At 47.8% G+C, this 18375-nt stretch carries 13 protein-coding genes and 1 pseudogene; 12 read left to right on the top strand and 2 right to left on the bottom strand.

Going from position 1 to position 18375, the window contains the following annotated elements; all coding sequences use genetic code 11:
* The first annotated feature begins 662 nt into the window (after positions 1–662).
* From ACFSO0_RS03485 to ACFSO0_RS03505, 5 genes and pseudogenes are all read left to right on the top strand, one after another.
* Entirely contained in the window at positions 663–1205 is a 543-nt protein-coding gene (locus tag ACFSO0_RS03485; RefSeq protein WP_376876377.1) for a hypothetical protein, read from the top strand.
* Positions 1206–1307: 102 nt separating this feature from the next.
* Positions 1308–2528, top strand: coding sequence for an IS256 family transposase (locus tag ACFSO0_RS03490; protein WP_376876914.1), 1221 nt, complete (start codon positions 1308–1310; stop codon positions 2526–2528).
* Between the two features lie 617 nt (positions 2529–3145).
* Positions 3146–3481 (top strand): annotated as a pseudogene (locus ACFSO0_RS03495) (transposase); the annotation flags it as partial.
* A gap of 95 nt (positions 3482–3576) precedes the next feature.
* Positions 3577–5037, top strand: a complete 1461-nt coding sequence (locus ACFSO0_RS03500) for a hypothetical protein (protein WP_376876380.1) — start codon at positions 3577–3579, stop codon at positions 5035–5037.
* A gap of 280 nt (positions 5038–5317) precedes the next feature.
* Positions 5318–5737, top strand: a complete 420-nt coding sequence (locus tag ACFSO0_RS03505; protein WP_376876383.1) for a hypothetical protein — start codon at positions 5318–5320, stop codon at positions 5735–5737.
* A 105-nt stretch (positions 5738–5842) separates the two neighbouring features.
* On the opposite strand, the gene ACFSO0_RS03510 is transcribed toward ACFSO0_RS03505, so the two are convergent.
* On the bottom strand, positions 5843–6172 hold the full coding sequence (locus tag ACFSO0_RS03510; protein WP_376876386.1) for a hypothetical protein: 330 nt from the start codon (positions 6170–6172) through the stop codon (positions 5843–5845).
* Positions 6173–6296: 124 nt separating this feature from the next.
* On the opposite strand from ACFSO0_RS03510, the gene ACFSO0_RS03515 reads away from it, so the two are divergent.
* The 6 genes from ACFSO0_RS03515 (at position 6297) to ACFSO0_RS03540 (ending at position 12772) form a co-directional block, all read left to right on the top strand.
* Positions 6297–7313: a LacI family DNA-binding transcriptional regulator gene (locus ACFSO0_RS03515; protein WP_376876389.1), complete on the top strand. Its 1017-nt coding sequence runs from the start codon at positions 6297–6299 to the stop codon at positions 7311–7313.
* Between the two features lie 569 nt (positions 7314–7882).
* Entirely contained in the window at positions 7883–8713 is an 831-nt protein-coding gene (locus ACFSO0_RS03520; RefSeq protein ID WP_376876392.1) for a beta-keto acid cleavage family enzyme, read from the top strand.
* A gap of 113 nt (positions 8714–8826) precedes the next feature.
* Positions 8827–9849, top strand: coding sequence for a ketopantoate reductase family protein (locus tag ACFSO0_RS03525; protein ID WP_376876395.1), 1023 nt, complete (start codon positions 8827–8829; stop codon positions 9847–9849).
* 71 nt (positions 9850–9920) lie between these two features.
* Positions 9921–11243: a gluconate:H+ symporter gene (locus ACFSO0_RS03530; RefSeq protein WP_376876398.1), complete on the top strand. Its 1323-nt coding sequence runs from the start codon at positions 9921–9923 to the stop codon at positions 11241–11243.
* 62 nt (positions 11244–11305) lie between these two features.
* Complete coding sequence (fabG, locus tag ACFSO0_RS03535) at positions 11306–12031, top strand: 3-oxoacyl-ACP reductase FabG (RefSeq protein ID WP_376876401.1); 726 nt, start codon at positions 11306–11308, stop codon at positions 12029–12031.
* Positions 12032–12064: 33 nt separating this feature from the next.
* Positions 12065–12772, top strand: coding sequence for a DNA alkylation repair protein (locus ACFSO0_RS03540; protein WP_376876404.1), 708 nt, complete (start codon positions 12065–12067; stop codon positions 12770–12772).
* A 157-nt stretch (positions 12773–12929) separates the two neighbouring features.
* Here ACFSO0_RS03540 and ACFSO0_RS03545 read toward each other — a convergent pair whose 3' ends face one another.
* A complete protein-coding gene (locus ACFSO0_RS03545; protein ID WP_376876407.1) occupies positions 12930–13631 on the bottom strand; it encodes an S-layer homology domain-containing protein in 702 nt (233 codons plus the stop codon).
* A 344-nt stretch (positions 13632–13975) separates the two neighbouring features.
* On the opposite strand from ACFSO0_RS03545, the gene ACFSO0_RS03550 reads away from it, so the two are divergent.
* Positions 13976–18337 (top strand): Ig-like domain-containing protein, encoded by a 4362-nt coding sequence (locus ACFSO0_RS03550; RefSeq protein ID WP_376876409.1) that lies wholly within the window; start codon positions 13976–13978, stop codon positions 18335–18337.
* Positions 18338–18375: the final 38 nt, after the last annotated feature.

Below are 18375 nucleotides of genomic sequence, written 5' to 3' on the forward strand. Positions count from 1 at the left end.
GGCGGGATACCGTTCCATTCCACTGTCCATGTAAGCCCGCAACTCGCACAGCGCTGGCGAAACACGGGAACGGATACCCAGACGGTCCCCCAAGAAGGAACGAAACGATGACGAAGAATGCGCCGTCCAGGACGGGCATGGTTGGTACTGGCTCGGAGGCAGATCGGACAAAGATAACAAGCAGAATTCGGTTCCAGAACAGCGATCCAATCCGTTTCCGTTGTTTTTTCCCAATGAGTGATATGGAATGATGGAAGTCTGACAAGGTCTGTGCTAAAATCAAGGCACAACGCAGATTCCCTCCTTTTCAGTGGTTGTCTCGACAACTCCCACGATAGAGGAACATCTGCGTTTTTTCAATGTCTAGCACGGGTTATGGTGATGAATCAAAATAACTATAAGGAAAGAATTAAGGAAATTAAGAACAATCACAGATGAAACAGTGATTCCGATTACTTCAAGTCAACTTGCTAATCCAACTAGTAATGAATTTTTCTGATTAAAATATACCTCTATCCTTCGAAACCACTATACCTACTTAAACCACTTTTGTAGACAGCTTTCGAGCTTGTCTGCAAGAAAAGAAGGTATCACTGGAATTTTGGCGAAATATTCCGAGATGCGAAGATTGTTAGGCGTATATGGTAAGGAGGTAGTGGAAATTGAAATTGACAAGAGAAGATTTCTATTGTGGAGCTTTTTTGTCATATCTACTCAATAACGGTATCGTTCCAGCATTATTTGAAGATCGAAAAGACTTAAACAGAAAAGTATATGACTTTACCACTGATAAAGGCGATTTCCGAGTGTATGTAAAGTGCAGTGAAAACCCATCGAGCGAGAGCGATACTCATAATAGTGCAATATGGAATTTTCCGTTTACCGAAAGTCAAATTGATGAAATAAAAAGTCTGATTTATGAACGGAAACAGTTCTATTTCGCATTCGTTTGTGGAAGATCTGAGTTAAATAAAAGTAGGATAGCAGTTGTACCCGATAGTATCGTATTACAGTGCATTGATATAAATAGAACCAGCAAATATAAGTCACAAAGTGTAAAAGTTAAATTGGCTAAGGGAGAATGGAACTTCAGTATCTATGGAACCGCTAGAGCCGATAAAGATAAAGCTACTGGTCAGGATACCACATTTAAGGTAAGGGTTAAAAATATTGATGATCTCTTTGCTAAAGATAATTCTGCATGAAACCCTATAAGGGGTACGTCAAAGCCGGGACTGTAAAATATTCTGTGTAAACTCTCAAAACCTATTACAGTAAGAGAAAGGTTGTTTGAGAGGATGACACCCATGGTGAGATTTAGTAAGGAACAAGTGAAGGCGTTTGTGAAGGAAAACAACCTCAAGACGATGGACGATGTGCAGTCGGCACTAAAGGAACTGTTTGCAGAAACGCTGCAGTCGATGCTAGAGGCGGAGCTTGACACGGAACTCGGCTATGAAAAGCACGATGTGAAGCGAAAGAAAACAACAAACAGCCGTAACGGGAAGACAAAGAAGACGGTGACAAGCGAATACGGCGAGGTAGAGATCGCGGTGCCACGTGACCGTAATGGCGAATTTGAGCCCGTTATCGTGAAAAAGCATCCGTCTACCGTTACCGGCATTGAGGACCAAATTATCGCCATGTATGCCAAAGGTGTCAGCACACGGGATATTCAGGACCATCTGAACCATCTGTATGGAATTGACGTTTCTCCTACCATGATCTCCAATGTGACGAATAAGATCGTGCCACTCATCAAAGAATGGCAGAACCGCCCCCTACAAAGCATCTATGCGGTTGTATTTATGGACGCCATTCACTACAAAGTCAAGCAAGACGGTGCGATTGTAAACAAAGCGGCTTATATGGTCATTGGCATTGATTTGGACGGCAACAAGGACGTATTAGGCATGTGGATTGGAGAGAATGAATCCGCAAAGTTCTGGCTGAGCGTACTGAACGATTTACGGAACCGTGGGGTTCAGGACATTCTCATCACCTGCGTGGATAACCTAACGGGCTTCTCTCAGGCCATCTCCGCCTGCTATCCGAATACGGAGATTCAAAAGTGCATCATTCATCAAATCCGCAACTCGACCCGTTATGTTTCTTACAAGGATCTCAAGAAAGTGACGGCGGATTTAAAGCCAATCTACCAAGCGGCAACAGAAGAAGCTGCCTTACTGGAATTGGATCGCTTCGAGGAAACATGGGGCAACCAATATCCCCTCATCGTTCGCTCTTGGCGTACCAACTGGGACGAACTAGCTACTTTTTTCAAGTATCCACCAGAGATTCGTAAATTGATCTATACGACCAATATGATTGAGAGTTACCATCGGCAACTCCGGAAGGTGACGAAGGGCAAGAGCATTTTCCCCACCGATGAAGCCCTGCTCAAAATGCTCTATTTGGCTACCATGGACGTCACCAGGAAGTGGACGGGACGAGTGCAGAACTGGGGGCAAATGCTCCTCCAGCTCTCCGTTTTCTTCCCGGATCGGATCGGTCAATACTTACGCTAGTTTTTTATTCCAAAAGGGTTTACACAAAATACTGGACAGACCTGTGAGGTGCGGATAACTAGGCTTCTTTATCTAATTTATTACGCAACAGCGGCGAGCGAACTGTGACGCTTACTGTCGCTCAACTGCCCGGGCACACCCACTTTGCCATGTGTGCGATCAGGCAGACGTAAATAGTCCAGATGGAGCGATTTGGGCAAACGTAGCAAACGAACGCGGATTGCCCAATCCTTACTCCAAGGAAATCAATGCTCAGATGGCCCCTTCCGCATTGATGGAAGCAGGAGGCAGCCAGCCGCACAACAACATGCAACCGTATCAATGTGCTAACTTTATGATCGCATTGGATGGGATTTTTCCATCCTCCATCTAACGGGAAGAGCCAGTCGGCAAGTTCGGTTGACTATTTTCCTATTCGTATTGACCAACCATAACATAAACATGGCTGCTCAAGTACATAGGGTCTGCTGAATAGATTAAAAATCCAGTAACCACAAGGATTTTGTTTCGTTTTTATCGAAATCATGTGCAAGGAAATCAACAATTTCCCCTCAAATTCTTTGCACATGGTGCTGATCGGGATGTACTCATCCGTCTCTCATCGTGAAAACCAATTGCTTCTTCCGGTCGACCAGATTTACCGTACGCGGGAGAATCGAGCCTTCTGCAAGGCACATGACATTTGCTTGAGCGGTCCTACGCTTGGTCGTCCACCACAAGGCGAAGAGGCAGCGGAATAGCGGCTAGTCGAAAGGCAAGATGGGAGTGTACGCAATGCCATCGAAGGCAATTTCGGCGAGGGCAAGCGCAAGTATGGGATTGGCCGTATTCGAGCCCGACTTGCAACGATGAGCGAAGCCTTCATTGCGCTGCAACTGTTGGTGATGAACTTTGAGCGCAGGCTTCGAGTTCTTTTTTTCTCGTTGATGAAACAACTGTTTGTTGTGAGATGACCAGACTTCCGAACACTTTTTGACGTCTATGAATCGTTCAGCATACCCTAAGTACAATCTCGGGATGCAGCATTACTACTAAAGGGGTTGGTTGTATGCATCGCCGGTTGGTTTCCGATTACTCCAACCAATTGCATCAATTATTGGTCTCCGTCTCAAGGCATTATTATTTTGGCAAAGACGGATATTTGAGATACCAGAACAAACCGTTGGACGTTGATCTGAAAAACGCACTTAAATCACGTAAAGAACATCTCATTTACTATATATTGCGCGATCACTACAGCGGGACGTTTGCTTTTCGGATGGCTACGACGAGAAGGCCGCTTTCTCTCGCAGATTTCCTTTATTATGCCTGGAGCGGGGAGAAGCAGGAAGAAAAATTTATATACGGATTGCCGGACGCATTATTTGTACCGAAGACAGTTACAACCGACGGCTTGTTTGCCGCGTTGGAAAGTCTGGATATTATGCCGTTGCATCCACCAAGCGGCTTTGCTTCGGGTGTCAGAATCTTTCGGGATATAGAACAGCTGCTATCCTATTATTTGAGTGAAACAGTGGATCATACACTCGAAGGAGTGGACAAACTTCGTCTGAAAGTATGTCAATATTTGATTGGTTCGAAGTTCAATACATGGAAAGAAAGCTTGCCAAAGGAGCATCATCCTCGGTCAATTCCGGACTATGATGATTTTACCCAGCATTTTATTACAATTGATACCGGCCTTTTCAAGATAGAGCAAGGTAAACATAGACGATACGACAAGACGGTGCTTGAATTGGAGCTTCCTTCGTTTGACAGAGAAAAGCTGGATCAGGCGCAGGAAATGATTTATGATGCATGGGACGAGATGAGTAGAAGCAAGCGTCTCTCGATGGCACGAAAAGCATTGGCTCTGTCGCCATACTGTGCAGATGCCTATAATTTGTTAGCGGAACACAGTAAATCTTCGGAAGAACGAATGGAACTGTACGAGCGGGGGGTGAAGGTGGGGCGTCTAGCTTTAGGAGAATCGTTTTTTGAAAAGAATGTAGGTGAATTTTGGTGGCTTACCGAGACCAGACCATATATGAGGGCACTGACAGGACTGGCGGAATGCCTTTGGAATAATGGTCACCGGCAAGATGCCATTGCGAACTGTCGTGAGTTGCTCCGATTGAATCCCAATGACAATCTGGGAATTCGCTATATACTGGTAAACTATTTGATAGCTGAGGAAATGAATAAAGAAGCTGACGAATTTCTGTCAGAGCATAAAGAGGCTACATGCTTTATGCTGTATAGCGAAGCCTTGCTTTCTTTCCGCTGCAAGAGTGTTAGCAAAGCCGCCGTATCGTTGCGTAAAGCTCTCGAATCGAATTCTTTTGTTCCCGCTTATTTACTAGGTGAGAAGCATATTCCATATATTAAACCTGATGCTTACTCGCGAGGGAGTGAGGAGGAAGCGATTATTTACGCCTCATTCGCTCTTCATTCATGGAAAACAACACCCAGCGCGTTAGATTGGTTAGCTGACCGAGCGAATCGTAAGCAGATGGGATGCAATTTGTAAAGTATTAGTTGAACCAAGACAGGTGCAGTGCCGCAGCCTTTCAATGATTAGTTTGGAGTTTCTGTTGTTTTGATGCTGGGTTGGACGACGCGTATGCAAGAGAACGCCCTTTTTGCGGTGTTCTCTTTTTAGATAGATACTATTCGACGGATTTTAATATGAAGTGCGACAGTTCGTTCATGAATGCTTTCGTCGCTCTTGATAGGCGTCCTGTGCGGGCGCCGTATTATGGCACGCATTCACAAGTTAATATGGAAGTTACTCGGAAGGATGTGAAATTTTGAATATTTCCCCTGTTACGACTTGGCATAATCAAGATCCCTTAAATCTTAGTGCCGAAGAATGGATAGGCCTTCTCAAAGATAAAGACATTTTTGATGAGATCGGCTTAAAGATGGTTGCTTTTGTTTTTGCTCAACCCAATTGTCAGTCGAGCGCGACGAAAATCGGTGAAGCATTAGGTGGAGTTACACAGCAACAGGTTACCGCTTGGAATCGTAGGATAGCCAAGAATATATACCAAAAGCTTTGTAAGGAGCCGCCATTAAATTGTAAGGGCGGCAACCGTTATTGGAATGTATTATTTGATGGAGATGTTGATCGGGAGTTTGATGAGATGGGAAATTTCATCTGGAAACTAAGACCCTCTCTCGTTTCTGCCTTACAGCAATTTCCTATTCGTGATGACGGAAATTTATAAGATTTGATATTGAAGGGTTTTCCTAACCAAGGCAACATGCAACAGACCTGTTCCCTGGGAAATACATTACAAATCACAACATTTTTAGCCCGCAATAAACACCCGCTACCGAATCGGCTCCAGATACGTTATGGCCTTGCCCTTTTTGGCTGCATACTCAATTTCCCTTCTTGTGCTTTCACCAATGTATCCATTTACATTGATAACAAAAACTTCATCAGACATATCGATTTTATGGGAATGTAGCCATTCAAAGAGCTTGACTTGTTCCGCAGTTACTTCGATATGATCGCTTTGCTCGAAAAAACCAAGGCTAAGCACAATTTTGCCTTCCAGTGTCAAATTAGCCTCCGCTTCACGGAATTGTTTTTTGAACTTTGTTGAGCCGCAAAGTGTTACTACTCTTGGCTTGGTGTTTGGCAAAAAGTCGTTCATAGAGACCCTCCTGTTCTATAGATCTTCTCTCCATTATGAAACCACACTCAGCAAGTAAAATTGCAATTGTTCTACATTTCATATAAATTAAAAGTAACGAAACGTTTTTTCGTGGAGGGTTCAAATGGCTACGATGAAGGACATTTCCAAAATGGCGAATGTTTCACTTTCGACCGTTTCGGCCGTCATTAATCAGTCTGCATATGTAAGTCCGGAACTTACGAAGAGAGTGATGCAGGCGATTGAGGAACTGAATTATCGACCAAATGCAGTAGCACGGAGCCTGAAAAAGAAGTCCACGAATACGATTGGTTTCATTGTAACAGATATATTGAATCCCTTTTACCCGCCGATGATTAAAGGGATTGAAGATGTGGCCTTTCATAGTAACTTCAATGTAATTTTATGTAATATATCAAATGAGCGAAATCGGATTAAGGCTTATTTAGAGCTCATGGTCGAAAAACAGGTCGATGGACTTCTTTTGGCGAATATTGCTACAGCGAAGGATTTAAGCGAAATTGAAAAAACAGGATTAAAATATGTGCTAATCAATCGAAAGCCACCCGGCTACGATAAAAATTTCGTAGGAATTAACAATCCGCTCAGTTCGGAATTAGCCGTCAATCATCTGGTTTCTCTAGGGTACAAAAAAATTGCGTTTTTTGGCGGCAATCTGGAAATCAACACGGCAAGGGAAAGAAGAGATGGATTTATTACCTGTATGACGCAACATGGGTTAGAGGTGGACCCCAAGCTTGTGTTTGAAGGGGAATACTCTTTGGAGTCGGGATATGAGAATGTAAAAAGAATGCTCGAACAAGTAAAAGAGCTGCCGGAGGCGATCTGCGCTGTAAGCGATATAGTCGCGTTCGGGGTGATCAAGGGGTTGAGAGAATCGGGGATTCGTGTACCGGAGGATATTGCCGTTATCGGAAATGATAACAGTTCCTTTTCAGAAAATTTCCTGGTCCCCCTGTCCAGTGTCGATCACTCAACATATGACATGGGGAAATTGTCGATGGAATTGCTGTTACAGTTGATACAGGAAAAGAAACAGACGGCGGCGAGACAAATTATCCTCACTCCATCCCTGGTAATTCGTGAAAGCTGCGGAGCGCAAAAACGAAAGGGTGTCTAAAAAGCAAAGGGTAGATCCATATACAGAAGTTGTATTTTCGGAAACCATTTTCACTTTCATCAAGAAAGCGAAAATGGTTTTCTTTTTTTGCTCATACAGGTAAAGTAGTGAATTTGAAAAATTATAAAAATTTTCAGAGGAAATGGTTGATTTTGTATGTAGCGCTCATTATAATGAGAATCACGAATGGCGAAACGTTTCGATAGATGGGTAATGGATCAGCAGATCGAATTGGTGTAAAAACGGTTGAAATCGGTAATAACCGTTGCTTTTCAAAGGTGATAGAAAGAGTTTGATGGAATTTCACTACGATTTTCCATGAATATTATCGAAACGTTTCGATTATAAATGGTAAAGCAATAACGAAAGTCTGGCAGCATGATGGCAATCTTCTGGTTCATGAGATTGCCCCATCTTTCCGGGGGGATTCTCAGGGGGGATTCAAGGAATGGACACTCCGGGATGTCTCCGGCGCACTCGCCGACCGCTCCCCTTGACCAGGCCGCGTGCAAGCGGGAAGTCCCTTATGAACCAGCTTTCCCAAAATTACGATACGAGGAGGAAATTCGATGGAAAAATTAATCATTACGGTTGCTCCCACAGGGTCTCAGACGACTCGTGAGCATACTCCCTATCTGCCGCTTACACCGAAGGAAATCGCTGATTCGGTTTATGAGGCGTGGCAAGCGGGTGCATCGATCGCACATATTCATGTGAAAGATGAAAGCGGCAACAATACCTTGGATTTGGATACGTACAGGGAAGTCGTAAACCGCATTCAGGACAAATGTGATATCATTATCAACTTAACGACTGCCGGCGGCTTGTTCATGAACGATGAAGACAGACTAAAGGTTTGTGAATTAGGGCCTGAGATGGCAACCTTTGATGCTGGTTCCATGAATTTTGGCGCGAATGTGTTTCTTAATTCTCCGCAATTTCTGGAGAGATTGGCGTTAAAAATGAAAGAACATCAGATCAAGCCGGAAATCGAAATATTCGATATTGGAATGCTCGAGAATACGACGAGAATGGTTCAGAGAGGCCTGCTTGATATGCCAGCCCATTTTCAGTTTGTCCTTGGCATACAGGGAGGAATGCGTGCTACCCCGAGAAATTTACTGTTTTTGGTTGAAAGCCTTCCCCCTGGTTCAACATGGTCAGCGATCGGGGCAAGTAAAGATCAATTGACGATCAATACTATGAGCATTCTGCTGGGAGGGCATGTCCGGGTAGGCATGGAGGATAGTGTTTATTATCGCAAGGGGGAACTGGCCAAAACGAATGCTCAATTTGTGGAAAGAATCGTCCAATTATCAAAAATACTGGGCAGAGAAATTGCAACGCCAAATGAAGCGAGAGACATTTTGGGTTTGAGCAAATCCAGAGTGGCCAAATAACGTTTTACCGCAATGCCTGTACGAAAAAATGCAAGCGGTTTCATTTTGGATGAATCAAGAGAATCGGCGAGTGAACGATTGCTGATCCGACAACTCAACGAGGAGGAAAACAGATGAGAATGGCAATTATGGGTGCCGGCTCGCTAGGTACGATAATCGGGGCTCTTATTACGAAAGGGGGACGAGAGATCGAGCTAATCGACATTAACAAGGAGCATGTCGACGCACTCAATGATTCGGGTGCAAAAATTACCGGTTTTCTGGATCTTTGTGTACGAGTAAAAGCGATTTTGCCCAGTGAAATGACAGGGACGTATGATTTGGTTTTTCTTTTGACCAAGCAGGTTTATAACAAAACGACGTTGGAACAGTTGCTTCCCCATCTGTCTGAGGACAGCATCGTGTGTACGCTGCAAAATGGTGTGCCTGAGGATTATGTCTCGTCATTGATCGGACGCGAAAGAACCATCGGAGGCGCGGTCGGGTTCGGGGCTGCATGGTTAGGGCCAGGAATCTCAGAGCTGGCAACGGAAGTACATACGATGCAACATTATGCGTTTGACATCGGGGAGCTGGATGGAGCGATAACGCCTCGCCTCGAGGAAGTAAAGAAGGTACTGGACCTTGTTGGACATTGTCATATCTCATCGAACATCATGGGAATCAAGTGGGCCAAACTCTTGATGAATGCCACATTTAGCGGCATGTCAGCTGCATTAGGCTGCCGTTTCGGCGATGTCTTGAGGAATGACGCAGCCATGTTTCATTTGGCGTATCTTGCAGATGAAACGATCAAGGTGGCGCATGCACACAAAATTCGATTAGAGCCAATGCAGGGAAAAGATATGGAATTTCTTGAGCTCCGGGATCGAAATGACGTCCCCAATAAAATGGCGTTTTACCAGGAAGTATGGGGGCCGCATCGCAATACAAAAGCAAGCATGCTGCAAGACTTAGAGAAAAAGAGACCGACAGAAATTGATTATATCAACGGCTTTGTTTGTAAAAAAGGAAGGGAGGCAGGGATTCAGACTCCGTACAATGATTTGGTTGTTCAATTAGTGAAAGAAGCAGAGAAGAAGGGCAGACCCCCGAAATTTGAAGAGAATATTGCTTATTTTGGTTCAAGTCTATAAAAGGAGCGGGGAAAGCTCCTGCTGCGAAACGCTATTCCTGAAAACGAAAATGTGAAATGGAGTGTATATGTATGCCACTTATCGCATTATTTTTAGGGATCGTACTGTTGTTTGTGTTAGTCATTGTTTGCAAGTTCAATGCTTTTTTATCTCTCATGCTATCAGCAATCTTCGTAGGCGTTTTTCTGGGCATGGAGCCATCGGCGATCGTGACCTCCATCGAATCCGGACTGGGAGGTACGCTGGGGCATCTGGCGATTATTATTGGACTGGGAGCTATTTTCGGAAAAATCATCTCTGAAGGCGGCGGAGCGAACCGAATTGCATCAACGTTAATTGATATTTTCGGTGAAAAAAGAGTGGATTGGGCTATTTGTATCGCATCCTTTCTGTTAGGGGTTATCTTGTTTTATGAAGTAAGTTATATTCTACTTATTCCCATTGTGTATACAGTAGCCAATGAAGCAAAAGTCAAGCTGATGAAAGTAGGAATGCCTTTTCTGGCTGCAATCTCCATCACCCATGTCTTCTTGCCGCCACATCCAGGACCAACCGCTATTTCAGCTGCTTTAGGGGCGAATTTGGGTGTAGTGTTGGGATATGGATTCCTGTTAGCCATTCCGGCTACCGTGATTTTTGGTCCGTTAGTAGCGAAGCTGTATCGGAACTGGGATATCCAAATTCCTAACCATTTGGTTACGAAGAAAGAATTTAACATGCATGAGGTCCCATCCTTTGCAACGTCTGTATTCATTACGTTGTTACCTGTTATTCTGATATTGATCGGGGTAATTGCAGGGTTCTCCTTTCCGAAAACATCATTGATCTACAAAACATTGACTTTTATCGGGAATGCGGATATTGCGCTGCTTCTTTCCCTTCTCGTCGCTGTTTATGTGTTTGGTCTGCGCAAAAAGAGAAAGACGATGATGGAATTGATGAAAATCGTAGAAGGGGCGCTGATCTCCATAGGAGGGATCATTTTCACCCTTGGTGGCGGCGGCGCATTCAAGCAGGTCATCCTTGATAGCGGCATGGCAAAGTACATTGCGGATTTCACAAGCGGATGGAATATCTCTCCCTTTATCCTGGCGTGGCTGATTGCGCTCATCATTCGGCTGGCTGTAGGATCTGCTACCGTAACGGTGTTAACGACAGCAGGAATCATGCTGCCCATTGTCTCGAAAACCGGAGTGAGTCCTGAATTGATGGTGCTTGCGATTGGAAGCGCATCCATTGCCTGGGCTCCGCCGAGCGATGTCTCTTTCTGGATGACAAAGGAGTATTTTCATTTGACGATTGGTCAAACGATCAAATCTGTATGCTTCATGTACACCCTTGTTGCGATTTACGGCATACTCGGCGTACTAGCATTGAACATGGTGTTCGGATAATTTTGACGAATCGGTGTTGACTGCAAATCATGATTCGGAAAATGTGATGAGGAGTGTCTTGCATGAAACTGGAGGGGAAAGTTGTCATCATTACGGGGGGAGCAGGGGGAATAGGAAAAGAAGCGAGTCTATTATTGGCTAGCGAAGGGGCACATGTGGTTGTCGTTGATTGTCATCAGCAGTCGGCAGAAGAAGTAGCGAAAGAAGCGAATGGTCTGGGGCTAGCTGTTGACATATCCAACCGCGATCAAGTGGATGGGATGGTCAGTGAAGTAATCAACCGGTTTGGGAAAATTGATGTTTTGATTAATAATGCCGGGATTACCATGGACGCCACGCTTGCGAAGATGACGCAGGAACAGTGGGACCGTGTGATCTCCATTAACCAAACAGGTGTCTTTCATTGCACGCAGGCCGTGGTGCCTCACATGATCAGGGAAGGCTCGGGCAAAATTATCAATACAAGCAGCATCGTAGGGAGAATGGGGAATTTTGGACAAACTAATTATGCCGCATCGAAAGCAGCGGTTATTGCCATGACGCAGACGTGGGCGAAAGAGCTTGGCAGGAAGGGGATTCTTGTAAATGCGGTGGCGCCAGGTTTTATCATGACCCCGATGACGGAGAAAATGCCGGAGAAGGTACTTCAAGGCATGAGGGACAAAATAGCTCTCCAACGCCTTGGAAAGCCAAGGGATATTGCGAATGTGTATCTATTTTTGGCGAGCGATGACTCCAGCTATATCAATGGTGCCGTAATTCCTGTCGATGGCGGCCTTTCGATTTGAAATAGGAGTACCCGCAAAAGGAGATGAACAGAGTTGAACCTGGAGACGGTCATGCAGGAGCTTGAAGCTCTCGGCAAGGAACGGCTGAAGAAAATGTACATGTCCAACGGGGCGCGTGAACCGCTTTTTGGCGTGGCGACAGGAGAGATGAAGCCGCTCGCCAGGAAAATCGGGATCAATCAACCGTTGGCCGAGCAGCTTTACGCCACGGGAAACTACGATGCCATGTACTTTGCCGGCATTATTGCAGACCCGAAAGCGATGACCGAGGCGGATTTTGAGCGCTGGATGGATGGTGCCTATTTTTATATGCTATCCGATTACGTGGTTGCCGTCACCCTGGCGGAGACCGATATCGCGCAAGCAGTGGCCGACAAATGGATCGCAAGCGGCGAAGAGCTCAGGATGTCGGCGGGCTGGAGCTGCTATTGCTGGCTGCTGGGCAGTCGGCCGGACACGGAATTTGCCGAGAGCAAACTGGCAGGCATGCTGGAGACGGTAGAAAAGACGATCTGTGATGCTCCCGAGCGAACGAAAGCGTCGATGAACAATTTTATGTACACTGTCGGGGTGTCCTACCTGCCGCTCCATGAAAAGGCGGTTGAGACCGCAAAGGCAGTCGGTCCGATCCAATTGAAACGGGACAAGAAAAAAAGCAGTACCCTGCATGCCGCCGAAAGTATCCAAAAGGCGATCGCCAGAGGGCAGCTTGGTTTCAAACGGAAATATGTAAGATGTTAGCCGACCTTTGAGCAAAAAGGGGAAAGCAAGGTCCAATCGGATCTGCTTTCCCCTTTTGCTTTGGCTGTAAGGCAGGGATGACAGGCAACTGGCAGGAAGAACCGGCGGGCGGCTGGATAGGGGGTGCTGCGAGCCGGTGGTTGCTTGGCGGACCGGCTTATTCAGCCACCGGCGCCTGATGAGCCTGAATATACTCGACGGCATGCTGGATGAGCTCGGCTGTCTCCTGGCGGCTTAAGGCCTGTTTCGGGTGGAAGTTGCCTTGTTCATCGAGGTGTGCGATGCCAAGGGAGAGTGCCCGTTGAACAGCTCCTTGATAGCTGATGTTCAGCTCGCTTTCATCTCCGAGTGCAACCGGAGCAATATTTAGCATCGGGAGGTTGTAACGGGATTCCATTACGGTCATCAGCTGATAGACAAACTCCTCTTTCGTCCACATCTGATCCGGTGCGAGATCGGCCGGCAGTTTAAAGCCTTGGTTCGCGGCGATCACGAGGGCGGGAGCGTACCAGGCGTTGTTGTCCGCTTTGGCGTAATAATCGCTGGCAACGGGGAGTTTGAAGAAGTGAATGCCATCGATATTCAAGTGGAAGGCGTTGACGATCAGTTGGATGCCTTCCGCAGCGGTAATGGTGGCTTGCGGCAGGAAAAGGCCGTTTTTCCAGTCTTCGTCGGCCTGGCTGTCTTGCGGATGCGCGTTATTTTGCGTGATGGACATTTGGCTGCTTTCCTGCGTTTGCGCTGCAGGGGTGAGGGGAGCAGCGGCAGAAGTGAGGGCAGCCGCAGCGGAAGCGCCCGATTGGAAGAGCGACAGAATCGCAAAAGCGGAAAGTGCTGCAAGATTGCGTGTGAGTTTCATAGAGGAGACCACCTTTTCCAGTTAGTTGAAGTCAGGCGTTGCATATGGTTCATGCCCATTCAGCGAGAGCGAGCGAGACACTTCTATCAGCGTTATCACGCCTTCTATAGTTTTGTGAGTTGCTATCAATTTGACGAAGGGGATGAAGAAACGTTACAGAGCAGAATGGATTTTTTTCATTCGTTTGACAAACCAGGACAAATGAGATGGTTTTCCGCAGAAATATAGTGCAAAAGAACCATTAATAGGGTAATCTGATAGTGAAATGGTTAGTGTTTCCATTTGCATCGTTTACGAGAACACCATTCGGTTTCAGGAATCAAAAAGAGAAGGAGAATGCGGTTGTGAGAGTTTGGAAGCTGTTGCTATTATTTTCGCTCATGATTCAAATCTCGCTCGGCACATGGGGACCGCAGTCTATCAGCCATGCAGCCGACATGCCCTCCCCAAAGAAAAAGATTCTGGAGATCACGGATAGCGGCATTTCCGAGCTGTCTACGCAAATGTTACCGAGCACCGAGTATGCGATTACGACCATGAGCATGAAGCGGTTTGTCGCGATTCGGGAGGAACTGGACGGAAGGTATGACGCGATCTATATAGGCTCAGGGAAGTACAGCACCGCACAAGTCAGCTACCCCAACATGACCAACCAAAATTCGCAGTCGGAACGCGCGAATGCGCACAACACGAAAGACATCATGAACGATATCACCAATCTGAAGGCAGAAGCGATTAAAAAGGAGTTTATCAGCAAAGGCCAGTTGGTCGTTTTGCACACGGATACCGTCACGAAAAACACGGGCAAGCTGAAAAGCCAGTTCATCGGCTACAAAAGCAATCCGGTCAAGAACGTCATCTTTGTATCCAGCGCCGCTGAGGCAGCGAGCAAGATCGGGCAAAACATTGCGGCCAGGCCGCGGCTGGAGCTGCTCACCCAGCCAAGCGATTACACGCTTCCGACGCATACCATCTACGGCGCGGACCAGACCATTTCCTATACGTTCAAGCTGGCGAATAACGCGCAGCTGGCTGGCCATAACCTGAGCGCCAATCTGTACATCGACGCTGACTTCGACAAGGTATACGAACCGGATGAGCTGGTCAGCACGACGGCGATGACTGCCAGCGATTCTGTCAAGGAAATTCAGTATACGCTGCCGAAAGGGCTCTCCACCCTGTACTACTGGAAGCTGGAGATCGTCGATGAAGGAACAAAACTGAAAGATTTCGCGACAGGCATCTTTCAGTTCCGGGATCAAAAAGTACATGTCCGCGTACTTCAGGTAACGGTAAGTTCCAATGACGTCAGCGATCTGAACAAGCGCATCAAGTCGACTTATCTGGACAACCAGACGGATTACGACCTCGACATTACGACTGTATCGATCAACGATTTCAATAATTCCTACTACAAAAGTCTCAATGGCAATTACGACATGCTGGTATTCGGGTTCCGGGATACCTACAACGAAGGGGCGACGATCACGACGAAAGCGGCAGAGGCCGTGCAGTCCTTTATCAGCACAGGCCAGGGCGTCATGTTCTCCCATGATACGATCTATCGCAGCAGCAACAACTGGCTCACCTATTTCAAAGACATCACCGGCCAGAAGGACCCTATGCACAACCTGGGCCTGGGAGCGCCCAATCCGTCTACCACGACCAAGCAGGTCAACAGCGGCTTGCTGACGCAATATCCGTTTGCCCTGGGCGATTCGGTCACGGTGGCGACGACCCACGATCAGTATTTTACACTCGATCTCGAGGACCCGGCTGTCATCCCGTGGTATAACATGGCGGAAGACAATCGCGATATTGCCGACAGCTGGAATCACTACTACACCTATTCAAAGGGAAGCGTCACCTATTCGGGTACGGGGCATACGTCCAACAGCTTCCCCGATTCGGAGCAGAAGCTGTTTGTCAACACGCTGTACCGCGCCTTCATCGGTGCCAACCACGCGCCGTTCATCACGATGATTACGCCAAACGACAAGGAGCATATTCGCAGCACGGACAAGACGTTTGATATTGCCTATCGCGTGGATGATTACGATCTGAAAGACTTCCTGCTGAAAACGAGGATCTACGTGGACGGCTCCCTGGTCTATTCCAACGACCGTGCCGGCAATGGATCGACCGTCATTTACAATGCGGAAAACACCGCGACCAACGGCGGAGAAATTGAGGTGAAGGTCGAACTGGAGGACAGCAAAGGAGCCAAGCAGACGATCACGCGCACCGTCATCGTGGACAAGGTGACGCCTGCGCTCGCGCTGTCCCGCAAGCTGGTCGATGTCAATCCGGAGCGCATCGCGAAAAACAGTCCGTTCCAAATCCGCTATACCATCGAGCCTCGGGACATTCCTCTCAGCTCCCTGGCGGTGACGGGCCTGCGTCCGATCTGGATGCCGCAGCAAAATTACGTTTTGGGCAATGCTTATTCATTCAGGGATGTGACGCGGGGCAATTTCGGCCCGATCGCCTGGACGGGCAAAAACGACCGCGCGGCTTTCCTGCAATTGATGAAGGCGGGTTACTCTACTCCCGTCGCCTTGTACGATAGTATTGATACGATGACGGGAAACAACCTCAAAAGCGAAATCGAGGGCGGCTTCGACTACCTGTACAAGCAAAAAATGACGATTACGCTGCCGATCATCGACGAAACGGTGCTGCGCGGCAATTCGACGGTAGCGACTGCGCTCAATTTCGGCCGCTTTGAAGTGAAGAAAGACAGCTCGGGCGACTACGTCGGCGTTTTTCGGGGATACGTCTACAACCTCAGCAATGATCAGCTGACCTTGCAAAACTTGCGGTTCGATGAAGTCTACCCGTCCGGCATCGAGGTGGTGGGCAACTCTGAAGCGTGGACGCCGTCGCAATCAGACGGCAAGAGCCGGATATCCGGCAGTCTGCAGGACATCTCGTACACCCTTTCACCAGATGGAAAAGGATTTCGGGCGGCGAAAAAGGAGTTTACCGTTACTGTTCGAGCTGTGAAAAGCGGTCTGTACACGCTGAATCAATCCCAACTGAAGTATACCGATTTCACTTCTGCAGATGTGGCGGACACCTTCAACAGCATGACTTTCCATGTGTACACGGCGGTGACGGGCGTGGCGCTCAACAAAGAGCAGCTCGTGCTGATTGCAGATGATCCGTCGCGCAACTCCGAGCAGCTGATTGCCACGGTATTCCCCGATGATGCCGAGAACAAAGGCGTAAAATGGACGTCCAGCGATGAAAACGTAGCGACGGTGGACGCCAAGGGGCGGGTCGTTGCGACAGGCAGCGGCCAGGCGACGATCACGGTGATTACGCTGGACGGAGGTTTCACCGATACATGCGTCGTGATTGTCCCGACTGCGCCGCTCATCTCCATGACGGCCAATCAGGGCTGGAACAGCTTGTACCCGGACAAAGTGACGATCACGGCAGAAGTGGTCCACGGCAAGGAGGATGGACCGCTGCAGCCGGACTTCCGCATCAACGGCCAGCCGCTTGCGCCTGCGAAGACAGCCGGGCCAACCCCTGTCGATGCATCGGGAAGCCTCTATAAGACGGTCTATACGCTGGAAATTGCGCAAAACCAGACGGAAGCAGGCGGACCTTTTATCGGACCGGCCGTCATTTCCGGACAGGTCAAAAACCGGTTCGATCAGCTGTCCGAGCAGGCAGAAGGTAAAGTGTACTTTAATCCGGTGGTGCTGGTTACGGCAGCAGGCGAGAGGGAAACCGGCTCACAGACGGCCAAGCTCACTGCCGTTCCGTCTGGCGCAATCATGCCGAATGCAACCTTTGGCTGGACCAATGAGAGCGACAACAGCAAGGTCAATCATCAGACCCGTCTGGTCGACTTCACAGACGGCTCCATCACGCACAAAGTCCCGCTGAAGGACAGCAAAAACTACTTTGTCGTCGTCCTGCGCCAGGATTTCAATGAAGATCAGGACACGACCGATCCGAATGAAATGAGCGTGTCCAACGTGGTCACGATTGGCGGAGAGTACCCGTTATTCACGGCTGAACCGGTCAAAGACAAGACGTTTGACGACATCGGGCTCGTCAAGGTGACGCCGATCGACAACATTACGGATGAAACCGTCTGGAGATACGCCACATCGAAGGGGGAGGCGCCCGACGACTTCCGGCAGACCAATGGCGTCGAGACTCATGGAGACAGTTACCTGCAGATTCCTTACCAGAAAGACAGCAACGGAAATCCTGTGAAAACGACTGTCGTGATTCAGGCAGACAACGGAGACGGCTACGTGACCAACCGCACGATCGTACTGGAGGTGCCCGTGCTCCCGGTAGGCAGTGATTCGCCGTATGCGTTTGTCACCGCCACCAAGAGCGCGCAGGAGAATCGGGCGGTCTCGGTGCGGCTCGGGTATTCCTTTAACGCGGTGCACGATCCGGGCAACGTGGAAGTGAACGTCACGAAAGCCCAGTTTACGATTGCGCCGCAAGGGAGTGCAGCAGGAACGCCAAACCCGTTGCCCACCGACGGAATCTTTACCGAGAAATACTTGAATCTGAAGTCCGACGATTCCAAAACGAAGACGTATTTGGTTACGGTTGACGTCTGGTACACGGTGACGACGTATGGAAAAGATCACGAGAAAAACATTTCGGGAGTAAAGCATACGCAGGAGACGGCGCCGATTACGGTATTGGCGACGGGGACGCGCCAGTAGCGTGCAGAGGGAGAAAGAAAAAGTGCCAATGCGGGATA

This window comes from Brevibacillus sp. GCM10020057 (assembly GCF_042683565.1).
Lineage (GTDB): Bacteria > Bacillota > Bacilli > Brevibacillales > Brevibacillaceae > Brevibacillus.

What these genes read in the sequence shown, in the direction of transcription:
- ACFSO0_RS03500 (WP_376876380.1), top strand. Translation starts at nt 3,577, where the DNA reads ATGCATCGCCGGTTGGTTTCCGATTACTCCAACCAATTGCATCAATTA.
- ACFSO0_RS03515 (WP_376876389.1), top strand. Translation starts at nt 6,297, where the DNA reads ATGGCTACGATGAAGGACATTTCCAAAATGGCGAATGTTTCACTTTCG.
- ACFSO0_RS03525 (WP_376876395.1), top strand. Translation starts at nt 8,827, where the DNA reads ATGAGAATGGCAATTATGGGTGCCGGCTCGCTAGGTACGATAATCGGG.
- ACFSO0_RS03490 (WP_376876914.1), top strand. Translation starts at nt 1,308, where the DNA reads ATGGTGAGATTTAGTAAGGAACAAGTGAAGGCGTTTGTGAAGGAAAAC.
- ACFSO0_RS03510 (WP_376876386.1), bottom strand. Translation starts at nt 6,172, where the DNA reads ATGAACGACTTTTTGCCAAACACCAAGCCAAGAGTAGTAACACTTTGC.
- ACFSO0_RS03530 (WP_376876398.1), top strand. Translation starts at nt 9,921, where the DNA reads ATGCCACTTATCGCATTATTTTTAGGGATCGTACTGTTGTTTGTGTTA.
- fabG (WP_376876401.1), top strand. Translation starts at nt 11,306, where the DNA reads ATGAAACTGGAGGGGAAAGTTGTCATCATTACGGGGGGAGCAGGGGGA.
- ACFSO0_RS03520 (WP_376876392.1), top strand. Translation starts at nt 7,883, where the DNA reads ATGGAAAAATTAATCATTACGGTTGCTCCCACAGGGTCTCAGACGACT.
- ACFSO0_RS03545 (WP_376876407.1), bottom strand. Translation starts at nt 13,631, where the DNA reads ATGAAACTCACACGCAATCTTGCAGCACTTTCCGCTTTTGCGATTCTG.